Source organism: Effusibacillus consociatus, assembly GCF_042652925.1.
Taxonomy (GTDB): Bacteria; Bacillota; Bacilli; order Tumebacillales; family Effusibacillaceae; genus Effusibacillus; species Effusibacillus consociatus.
This window is the reverse complement of sequence record NZ_JBHSHC010000096.1, coordinates 184,872-190,983: the sequence shown is the minus strand read 5'-3', so window position 1 is coordinate 190,983 and position 6,112 is coordinate 184,872. Positions and strand designations below refer to the sequence as shown.

Sequence of the window (6,112 nt, the reverse complement as noted above, 5' to 3'; positions counted from 1 at the left end):
AGAAGCGCTGAGCAAACTGGCGCCCTGGTCGTCGTCCTTGCCGCTGACTTGCCGAATCTTTTCGAAATAAGCATACACCAGCCTCCACCCCTTCACAAGGTGGGGGCTATTTGACGTTCACGAAGTAAAAGTGTCTCTATCGAATGTCAGAGGCATCATGTTTCACTATTTCTTTTTCCCTCCACGGCTTGTATTGATGGTCTCCAAATACCCAAATAACTGTCTGCGGTCAGAGCAGCTACTGAACCTTTCTCTAGGCAAAGGAATCCCCTAAAGGTACGGCTGTTTGATTTATTTATTTTGTTCTGGTTGAATTTCGAATGAAATGTCTCCTCCCAACGCATGTTCCAATACGTTTTGATCCGAACCATCCTCTGGAAAAAAGTTTTGCACCTTCCAATATTGATCTTCGGAACTTCTACTGAAAATGATTTCTTCCCTTCGTTCCATTTCCTTTCCTTTAACTATCATCACGATTGTAACCTCACCATGGGGGTTGCCATCCGTAATCCAAATTTTAAGGTCCTTATATTCTTTTAAGTATGTTCCCTCTTCCCTTAGGGTTTCGATACGTTTTACCCACACATTCTTTGCGTCATCGTGTGGCATGTCAGGCGAGAAATTGTCATAGGAAACATATTCGAATGCAAAATTAAGTTTGTCCTTCAAAACATCTTCGAGCAACAGTTTTGAACGATTTTTAGCAACCAAATACCAATGGAAATCGTCCCACCTCTCTTTTAATATGTCTGTCCGAAACGAACAACCGGAGGATAAGAAAAAAACAGCTAACAAAAATACGAATAACGATACTCTTAAAACGGCTCGACACCTCCCAATCGAATTTCTATACAGATCAATGCTATCTTTATGGAACAGAACAGGTATATCAAAGGGAATGTTCCGCCAGTACTCGAGATAGAAATTACATCCCCCAAAAAGATCAGGCAGTACAAAGAAGAAACACAAGCACTATATATTGTAATGATTCTTCAAAGAAATGTTACTTCTAACATAAAAAGTCGTACCTCGATACGAGGATCGACTAATATTACACCTAGTACGAAGTATTTATGTTATCTACTGAAATCTGGATTAGTGGTATGTAATTCAAATCCTAACTTGCTTTTCTTGATAAATGTTCCAAAATACTGGTCAAATGACGAAAAGTATTGATGGTTTCCAATTCAGTAATGATACCATTCTCATCAATAACTACAACGGTAGGTACTTTTTGAATAAAGTAATTCTCCATTATCTCTTCAGAGCCAATAAAATGGATCTCTGGTGGTAGGGTTTTTATTAGCTCTACATTCAAGTCTCTGGAAACCACAATAATACGCAAACTGGGAAAAGAGGTGGATAATAAGGGAAGCTGTGGAAGGACTTCCTTACAGATATTACAGCCAGCACTTGTAAAAACCAACAATGTATTTTTCCCATTGTTTTCAGCTAGTTTGACTAAATTTTTATTTTGATCCCACTCCCTAAAAAGCGGTGCTCGGTCTCCAATATTCAGTTTCAATTGTTCAATCTTTCCTTGAGATAACCGAAACCGATTTAAGAAATTTGCAATCAATTTCGACAAAAGGAAAATTATTCCTAACTGTATAATCATAAAGATCCAAAGTAGGATGTTTGACCAAACAAGTAGATTCATTGATATCCCCCTATTTATTTGAAAGCAGCATTTGGATACGTTCTCGAATAGCAAATAACTTTATAAAGATTATCGTGACAAATAAAATTGTGTAGCAGATGATTAGCGTAATCCAAAATTTAAAATCGAACGCTTGTCCCAATGTTCCACCTGATAAAATAGCCTGTAAACTTCCCCATACCGAATTAAACTGATATATCCACCAACACAGGATCATGAGTCCAAAGTTTCGTAATACAATCGACCAAGATAACCTATGGTCTCCTACCAATCCCCCGCACCCACAAGATATTTCATTTCGACCTCTAAGAAGATTAACTGAAATTGCTACATTATACATAATCAACAACAGGACAGCCGCTATAGTTGCTTCTTTTTGGAGAAACCCAAACAATAATAAAATTCCTATAGCCATTTCCATCAATACCTCAAACCAAGCATATGCACGAACGAAGGGAGTGGGTAATATTCTGTACTCTTCGACAATGATTATATGTTCATCTATCCTTAGAAATTTTGACCAGCTCGTGGTTAAAAATAAGGTCGATAATACAATCCTTATGAACAGAGTTATTTCATCCATCCTATCACCTCTTGCTGAGATATGTTGTTGTCGCTATACCAATGCGATTGTAATTGATACAAGCGGTAATACTCCTGACCATTTTCCATTAATTCTTTGTGGGTCCCAATTTCAACTAATCTACCTTCCTTCATAACAAGGATTCGATCAGCCATTTTTGCCGCAGCCATTCGATGTGAAATAAAAATTGTCGTTTTATCTTTTGTTAGTGTATGAAACTGCTTAAACAGTTCTATTTCAGCTCGTGGATCCAATGAAGCTGTCGGTTCATCAAGAATTATTACTTCGCCTCCTCGGAATAATAAACGAGCCAAAGCAATCTTTTGCCATTGACCTCCAGATAAATCTTCCCCGTTTATTAGATATTTGCCTAAATAAGTATCATAGCCTTTACTGAAATGTTTTACGAATTTATCAACCCCAGTTTTACTGGCTACTTTTTTTATTTCCTCGATATCTCCGTATCTCTCAACATTACCAAAAGCAATATTGTCCCTCACTGAGAAAGAGTATCTCATAAAATCCTGAAAAACCACGGTGATATTCTTTCGTAAATCTTGTTCTTTAATTTCTTCAATATTTATTCCATCAAAGTAAATTCTTCCGCTACTTACTGGGTATAATCCCATCAAACACTTTATTAACGTAGTTTTACCAGATCCGTTCTCACCTACAATCGCTATCTTCTCTCCCGCACGTATGAAAAAATTAATTTCACTTATACTGTCTGTAAAACTTCCTGTATAGCGAAAAGCAACATTATCAAAAGTAATACCACTTTGTAAAGGGGTAGGAAATGGGTATTCTGATTGAGAGCTTCTTTCTAATATCGGAACTTTAAATTGAATAAATTTGTAAAAGTCTTGGATATATAAAGATTCCTCATATATCTGAGCCACTAGAGAGGAAATCTGATTGATTGATGTCTGAGTCCCTTGTACTGCTTGACTTATTACAACAAAATCACCAATACGCACAGTCGAACTTCGAGTAAACCAAACGATTATCCCAGCAGAACAAGTTAATAAAAGTCCTGAAAACATTTCTAGTCCTAAATTTGACATTTGGTTCCGTCTTAATAACCTTAGTGATTCTCTTGCATTTTCGAAATATGTTTTCGACCATCTATCTAACAGATACCCACCTAACTGAAACAAACGGATTTCCTTCGCTGATTCACGGTTAGTAAGCAGAGATGTAATATACTGCCCTTCACGAGCCTTAGGAGTTTGGTTATAAAGTAACAAAAATCTTCGTTTTCCATATTTTTTTTGAATTATAAATAGTGGTATTGCTGCCGCCACACTCAAAAGAAGTAAACTCCAATGAATTGTTAGCAAAAAAGCTAGATATGATATCAGGCGGATTGTCGCTTGCCCAATCTGAAAACTATTTTTGATTGGAGCTAAAAAACGGTTTCCTACACTACCTTGTATTCTATTCAAGTGGTCATAGAATTCCGGCATATCAAAATAAGCCAAAGGTACAGATGATGTTTTATTTGAAATTATTTTTTGAATATTATAATCAATTTTAATCTCAGTATGTTTGTCGATGTATTCTTGAATTAATCGTATTCCCGACGAACATACAATAATTAAGAATTGTAAAATGAGAAGCCAAAAAACCTTGTTATAATCCATCGATTGTTTCAGTAAGATGCTGGACACAATATTAATAAGTTCTTTTGTTACCCAAAGTGTGGCTATAGGAAGAAGACCCAATACCACTATATTATACATATACCTCATTTTACCTGTTAAATTTTACTAATTCATATAATGTTCACAAATAAATCCAATTAATCTGTTTTTTAAGAAGGAAGAATAAGGGAAACAACCAGTGCAAAATATTCGGGTCGTCTTGTCTTTAGACTCTCCTCCAATGATCGAAAACTTTTTGCAAATGCTCGTTTTTTGTCTGATTTGGTGGAGGTAACCGCGGTTGGTGTGGCCCACACCATTTTAAGTGTTTATCGTGATTTTCATGGGGATGGGAGTAGTACTTCCTTAATGGACAAAGCGCCGGAGCTAGATATGGAACGGACAAAGTCCGTGGTGAAACAATCGGTGCGAATTTCTTCGATTGTGGGGGGCTGTTGTTGTGGAATTATAACCCTGTTTTCGCCGAACCCTTTTTCGAATCATGGGGGTTGAGCCCGAAGTTTGGAAGCTAGAGTAGTCTATTTTCAGATTATTGGAGGGCCGTCCGACATCCCTCACACAGGATTGATTACGTTTTGATGGGGTCCCGGGAGGGACTTTGGCAATCTTAATTCTAAGAGTAGTCCGGATGGATGCTTATTTTTCCGGGTATTTTAATCGATTAAATTTAGTATAAATTTTAAATAAAGTTATTTTGGATGAATTTCATGGGTGATTTGTTTGTCGAGGGGTTAAATCTGGTTAGAGAAAGTGACCGGACATTTTTCAGTTGCATCACACCGCCAGAAGAAGGCCCTCCTCTTAACCGGAGAGGGCCAAAAAAATCACAACGTGTCAAACGCTTCCTTCACTATCCGAACGATAAACTCAAGATCTTCATCAGTCGTCGCAAAAGGCGGGGCTATGGTTAACACGTTATTGAATCCGGGAACTGTATCCCCGTTTCGTCCAATAATGAGTCCCCGCTTTTTGGATTCCGCGATCACTTTAGTCACTTTGTCGGGCTCGGCTGGCTGTTTGATGTCCCGATTCTCCACCATCTCGATTCCGCAAATCAATCCGAAGGTCCGAATGTCCCCGACATTCGGATGGTTTTCAATCACCCGAATCTTTTCACGAAGGGCCACCCCTAGTTGTTCTGCCCGCTCTACCAACCCTTCTTCTTCTATCAGTTCCATATTTTTTACAGCTAGGGCACAAGCAGCCGGATTTCCGCCAAATGTGTTGACATGTCGAAAGTGCCGGTTTGTACCCGGCTCGTTAAAGCAATCCGCAATGTCAGCCCTTACTGCAGTCGCGGAAAGCGGCAGGTACCCGCTGGTGATGCCTTTCGCCATCGTTACAATGTCCGGTTTGACTCCAAAGTTTTGATGCCCGAATTTGCGGCCCGAGCGGCCAAAACCGCAGATCACTTCATCAATGATCAGGAGAACTCCAAGCTTATCGCAGATCTCCCGCACCTTGGGCAGATATTCCGGCGGAGGAACGATCACGCCGCCTCCCGTAATGGTGGGCTCCATGATTACTCCCGCTACGGTTTCTGCCCCTTCCCAATTAATCACTTCATCAAACACTTGCGCACACTCCAAATTACAGCTGCCGTATGTCTTGCCAAAAGGGCAGCGGTAACAATACGGTGGAGCTGTATGAAGAAAGCCGGGTGCCAGCGGTTCATACTTTTGCTTCCGTACCGCCTGGCCAGTAGCGGCAAGTGCTCCCATTGTATTTCCGTGGTAGGCACGGTGGCGGGAGATGAATTTAAATCGACCCGGCTGCCCCTTCTGGTGGTGATATTGACGGGCGATCTTGAAAGCCACTTCATTCGCTTCCGATCCGCTGTTTGAGAAAAATACCCGGTACTCATCCCCAAGCCATTCACTTACCTTTTCTGCCAACCGGATGCCGGGAACATGACTTTGTGTCAGCGGAAAATAGGCCAGTGACTTTAGCTGTTCGTACGCAGCATCCGCCAATTCCTGCCGGCCATATCCGATATTGACGCACCACAGGCCCGACATGCCGTCCAGATACCGGTTCCCGTCAACGTCGGTAATCCAAGCCCCTTTCGACTCTGTGGCGATCATCGGATTCGGGTTATATTGCGACATATGATGCCACATATAGCTGCGGTCTTTTTCCAACAGTTCCTCTTTATTCAACCCCTGCGAGAACGTTTGAAGCTGACTGTTCATGTGTGGGATCCCC

Annotated in this window: 5 protein-coding genes; all 5 read right to left on the bottom strand. The window is 40.4% G+C overall.

Annotation, left to right across the window (positions count from 1 at the left end; all coding sequences use genetic code 11):
• Nucleotides 1-291 precede the first annotated feature (291 nt).
• The gene (locus ACFO8Q_RS12405; protein ID WP_380026096.1) at nt 292-711 is read right to left on the bottom strand and encodes a hypothetical protein; all 420 of its coding nucleotides are present in this window, start codon (nt 709-711) and stop codon (nt 292-294) included.
• A 406-nt stretch (nt 712-1,117) separates the two neighbouring features.
• The gene (locus tag ACFO8Q_RS12400) at nt 1,118-1,660 is read right to left on the bottom strand and encodes a TlpA family protein disulfide reductase (protein WP_380026095.1); all 543 of its coding nucleotides are present in this window, start codon (nt 1,658-1,660) and stop codon (nt 1,118-1,120) included.
• A gap of 10 nt (nt 1,661-1,670) precedes the next feature.
• Nucleotides 1,671-2,243 carry a MauE/DoxX family redox-associated membrane protein gene (locus ACFO8Q_RS12395; protein ID WP_380026094.1) on the bottom strand — a complete coding sequence of 191 codons (573 nt, stop codon included), beginning with the start codon at nt 2,241-2,243 and terminating at the stop codon, nt 1,671-1,673.
• Nucleotides 2,231-3,985: an ABC transporter ATP-binding protein gene (locus ACFO8Q_RS12390; RefSeq protein WP_380026093.1), complete on the bottom strand. Its 1,755-nt coding sequence runs from the start codon at nt 3,983-3,985 to the stop codon at nt 2,231-2,233. The genes ACFO8Q_RS12395 and ACFO8Q_RS12390 overlap by 13 nt, the downstream gene beginning before the upstream one ends.
• 746 nt (nt 3,986-4,731) lie before the next feature.
• Nucleotides 4,732-6,099, bottom strand: coding sequence for an aspartate aminotransferase family protein (locus tag ACFO8Q_RS12385; RefSeq protein ID WP_380026092.1), 1,368 nt, complete (start codon nt 6,097-6,099; stop codon nt 4,732-4,734).
• Nucleotides 6,100-6,112 lie beyond the last annotated feature (13 nt).

Coding starts and splice junctions, on each gene's coding strand:
- ACFO8Q_RS12395 (WP_380026094.1), bottom strand. CDS start 2,243: ATGGATGAAATAACTCTGTTCATAAGGATTGTATTATCGACCTTATTT.
- ACFO8Q_RS12385 (WP_380026092.1), bottom strand. CDS start 6,099: ATGAACAGTCAGCTTCAAACGTTCTCGCAGGGGTTGAATAAAGAGGAA.
- ACFO8Q_RS12400 (WP_380026095.1), bottom strand. CDS start 1,660: ATGAATCTACTTGTTTGGTCAAACATCCTACTTTGGATCTTTATGATT.
- ACFO8Q_RS12390 (WP_380026093.1), bottom strand. CDS start 3,985: ATGTATAATATAGTGGTATTGGGTCTTCTTCCTATAGCCACACTTTGG.